A 4,077-nucleotide genomic window follows, 5' to 3' on the forward strand; every position below is an offset into this window, starting at 1 on the left:
GCGATGAAGTCCTCGGTGGAGGCCATGGCGTACTCGTCGTGGCGCTGCTCGGGCGGGGACTTCATGAAGAAGGACGACGGCGACAGCAGCGGGCCGCCGATGCCGCGGTCCAGGCCGATCCTGGCGGCGCGGATGGCGTCGATGACCACGCCGGCGGAGTTCGGGGAGTCCCAGACCTCAAGTTTGTACTCCAGGGAGACCGGGGCTCCGCCGAAGTTGTGGCCCTCCAGTCGCACGAAGGCGAACTTGCGGTCGTTCAGCCAGCCGACGTAGTCGGACGGCCCGATGTGAATGTCCTTGTCGGCGAACTCCTTCTCGACGTTCGAGGTGACGGCCTGGGTCTTGGAGATCCTCTTCGAGACCAGCCGCTCGCGCTCCAGCATGTTCTTGAAGTCCATGTTGCCGCCGACGTTCAGCTGGTAGGTGCGGTCGAGAGTGATGCCGCGCTCCTCGAAGAGCCGGGCCAGCACACGGTGGGTGATGGTGGCGCCGATCTGCGACTTGACGTCGTCGCCGATGATGGGCAGGCCCGCGTCGGCGAACCTCTGCGCCCAGGCCGGGTCGGAGGCGATGAAGACCGGCAGGCAGTTGACGAAGGCGCAGCCGGCGTCGATCGCGCACTGGGCGTAGAACTTGTCGGCCTCCTCCGAACCCACCGGCAGGTAGGAGACGACGACATCGGCCCGTGCGTCCTTGAGGGCGCGGACCACGTCGACCGAAGGCTCGGCGGACTCCGTCACGGTCTCGCGGTAATACTTGCCGAAGCCGTCGAGGGTGACGCCGCGCTGCACCCGCACCCCGGTCGGGGCGACCTCGGCGATCGTGATGGTGTTGTTCTCGGACGCGTTGATGGCGTCGGCCAGGTCGAGGCCGACCTTGGCGGCGTCGACGTCGAAGGCCGCCACGAACTCGATGTCCGAGACGTGATAGTCGCCGAACCGGACGTGCATGAGCCCGCCCACCGTGCTGGTCGGGTCGGCGTCGGCGTAGTGGGTGACGCCCTGCACCAGCGACGACGCGCAATTGCCCACGCCGACGATGGCGACACGAATCCTGCTCATCCGTCCTCCTGGCCGGTCACCGGTGACCGCTCGGGGTACCCGTTTCGCGCGATTCTAGCGCCGGCCCACGGGCAGGGCATCCCACCACGGTCCGAGAATCGGCCCGGCCCGATGGGATCGTGCGGTCGCGCCTCCGCGCCCTTCCCCGGCGGCGGACGATGCGGGGACGGCCCGCTCAGTCCCCGGACCACCTGCGGGGCAGCCCCGGGAGGGGCACGAACCACAGTCTCAGGGACGAGGGGCCCATCAGGGAGAGGCCCGCGAGATCATCGGGGATCAGTCGTCTCGGCCGGTAGCAGCCCCTCGTCTCGCGCAGCGCCCGGCGGGGGCGGTTCGCCCACCACCAGTCCGGGACGGTGCCCGGCCGCCCCCTGCGGGGGGCCGGCATGACCCGCTGCGGCGAGTAGAGCTGCCTGGCCGCGGGCTCGGCCTGCTCCCGGGCGGCCAGGTCGCGGACCCCTCCCGGCCCCCATGCGCGCAGACGCCTCTTCCCGGAGGCCGTCTTCCCGGGGGTCGTGGCATCGCCCGTCCCCGAGGCCGCCGCCCGCGCGGGATGGGACCCGGCCGACTCATGCCCCGCGTGCCGCGCACCGTCCGTCTCCGGCCCGTCGACGTCGCCGGGACCCTCCGGCTGCGGCTCCTCGCCACGACCATTCACCGCGCACATTCCCACCAGACTCCTGTCGAAACCCACCGAACAGATTACGGCGCCCGGAGCCCCGGGAGCGGTATCCGGATCGGGGGGTCGCGGAGTCCGTCGCGCAGTTCCCGGGCGGGCCCGTCAGCCCGCCGTCCCGGCGTCCCGCCGCTCGGCCCGGCGCCCGAGGTCCTCGCCCTCGATGGCGGCGGCGATGAGCTCGGGAAGGCGTCCGGCGTGCAGCCGCGGGCGCGCCCATCCCCGCCAGCTCGGCGGCCGCCTCGTGGTCGGAGTGTGCGGCGCCGGCGAGCGCGATCGCCGCACTCGACGCCTCCCGGCTCCATCGAAGAGCCCCGTCAAGGCTATTGTCGGCTCATGCCAACCGGTCATCGCCCCGGCGCCGAGCAGGTCTGGCCGACGCGTTCTGCACGGATCCGGAGCGGGGCGCATGAACCGGGGCCGGAGCCGTCCTCCGCCCGTCCAGGCGGGGCCGGGCACGACTACTGGAACCACAACGTCGCCTACCACCGATGGATCATCGATGCGGTGGCGCGGCACGGCCGCTGCCGTGTGCTCGACGTGGGCTGCGGCGAGGGGCTCCTGCTGCAGCACCTCGCTCCCCTGGTCGCGAGCGCCACCGGCGTCGAGAAGGACGAGATCTCGGTCGGTCGGGCCCGGGCCCGTCTGGCCGGCGAGGCGAACACGCTCCTCGTGCACTGCGACTTCGAGCAGTTCGTCCCGGATGAGGACGGTTACGATCTCATCACCTTCGTGGCGAGCCTGCACCACATGGACCCGCGCGCCGCCCTGACCCGCGCGGCACGGCTGCTCAGGCCCGGCGGCGAGCTGCTGGTGGTCGGTCTGACCGCCAACCGGAGCCCACTCGACTGGGCCTTCAGCGCCCTCACGCTGCCCGTCGCCAGGTTCGGCTCGCTCGTGCACCACGAGACCCGCGACATCGGCGCGCCCGTCGCCGGGGCCCGGGAGGACCTGCGGGAGATCCGCCGGATCGCCCGGGAGGTCCTGCCCGGCGCACGGATCAGGCGGGGCCTCTACTACCGCTATCTGCTGCGCTGGACCGGGCCCGCCGGATGATCCGCCCCCGGGCCCGCCCGCCGGCGCCCGTGCGGGGAGCGGGGGGACGGGCCTGAGCAAGGTGGCGACGGACGTGAAGCGGCGCCGGACGCGAGCGCCGCGGCACCCGGGGCGGCTCCGGGCATGCGTCCGGCGGAGAGAAGTCCCCGGCGATCCCCAGGGCACGGGCCGGCCTGATTCGCACACGCGCCAGTATGACGCCTACAACCGGGTTCCCCCGGACACGGGCCAGCCACTGCGGGCTGCCGACCCCGCGGCCCCTGGCACGAACCTCTGGGCGGTTCTCGGCGAGGAGCCCGGCAGCGACGGCTACTCCTCCAGATGCGCGAAGCCGACCGAGCGGTCCCCGGTGGGCAGCAGATCCTGGTTGGCGGTGAGCGTCATGACGGCCCGGCTCGGCAGTTGCTCGGGATGGCCGGGCACCGCGTCGAGCACCCAGTCGTCGTCCGACTGGACGGTCAGATCGCGCGGGGCCACGTCGACGACGTAGGTGTGGCTGGCCCGGCAGACCTGCACGACGATCTCGTCGCCCACGTCGAGCGAGAGCAGGCCGGCGAAGGGCCGGCCGTAGCCCGCCCGATAGCCGGCGACGGCGAAGTTGCCCGTCCGACCCGGCTCGGCGCTCGCGGGGTACCAGCCGACGGCTCCGCGCAGCGACTGGCCCCCGACGCCCTTGCGGATCGGCACCTCGACGCCCAGTGAGTCGATGGACAGCGAGCCGACGACCTCGCCGTCGGCGGCCTCGCCGATCGTCCTGTCGGTGCAACCGTTCCGGTAGTCGGCGAGTGCAGCGGCTTGGCGCGGGCGGGCCCAGACATTCGAGCCCCAGCCGATCCACACGGCGCCTGCGGCGACGGCCACGACGACCAGGACGAGAGCGGCGATCACCCAGAACCGCCATGCCCGCTTCCCCCTCCGGCTCTTCCGAGGAGCGGGCTGCTCGGGCGCGGACTGCCCGGACGGGTATCCGGGCTCGGCCCGCCCGGATGCAGTCTCGAACCATTCCCGCCCCGGGCTGACCGGTTCGAGCCCAGCCTCACCGGGCTCGGGTTCGGGCCGTTCTCGCTGGGATTCACGCTCATGCCGCTCGGGCCGGGGCCGCTCCTCCGGGGATTCGGCCTGCTCGGCCCCGAGCTCCTCCTGACCGGATCCGTCCTGCCCCCGCTCGAGTTCGGGCTGCTCGGGCTCGGGCGCGGGCTTCTTCTGGCCCGCCCCGGGCTCGGGCCGCTCGGGCGTGGACTCGTCCTGCCCCTGACCCGCCTCGGGCTGTCCGGCCTCGTCCTG

General features: G+C 72.8%; 4 protein-coding genes. 2 read left to right on the plus strand and 2 right to left on the minus strand.

From position 1 onward, the window contains the following. The coding region (locus K336_RS0112195; RefSeq protein ID WP_028707178.1) for an inositol-3-phosphate synthase at window positions 1–1,061 on the minus strand (1,061 nt) is incomplete at its 3' end. A gap of 1,012 nt (window positions 1,062–2,073) precedes the next feature. Here K336_RS0112195 and K336_RS16410 point away from each other — a divergent pair. Then, entirely contained in the window at window positions 2,074–2,793 is a 720-nt protein-coding gene (locus K336_RS16410; RefSeq protein ID WP_081660854.1) for a class I SAM-dependent methyltransferase, read from the plus strand. Between the two features lie 309 nt (window positions 2,794–3,102). On the opposite strand, the gene K336_RS19470 is transcribed toward K336_RS16410, so the two are convergent. Then, window positions 3,103–3,681: a class E sortase gene (locus tag K336_RS19470; protein WP_051245780.1), complete on the minus strand. Its 579-nt coding sequence runs from the start codon at window positions 3,679–3,681 to the stop codon at window positions 3,103–3,105. A 192-nt stretch (window positions 3,682–3,873) separates the two neighbouring features. Between K336_RS19470 and K336_RS19475 the strand changes: the two genes are divergently transcribed. Beyond that, window positions 3,874–4,077: hypothetical protein (locus tag K336_RS19475; protein WP_028707181.1), on the plus strand; the 204-nt coding region annotated here is incomplete at its 3' end.

Source organism: Propionibacterium acidifaciens DSM 21887, assembly GCF_000426605.1.
GTDB lineage: Bacteria > Actinomycetota > Actinomycetes > Propionibacteriales > Propionibacteriaceae > Propionibacterium > Propionibacterium acidifaciens.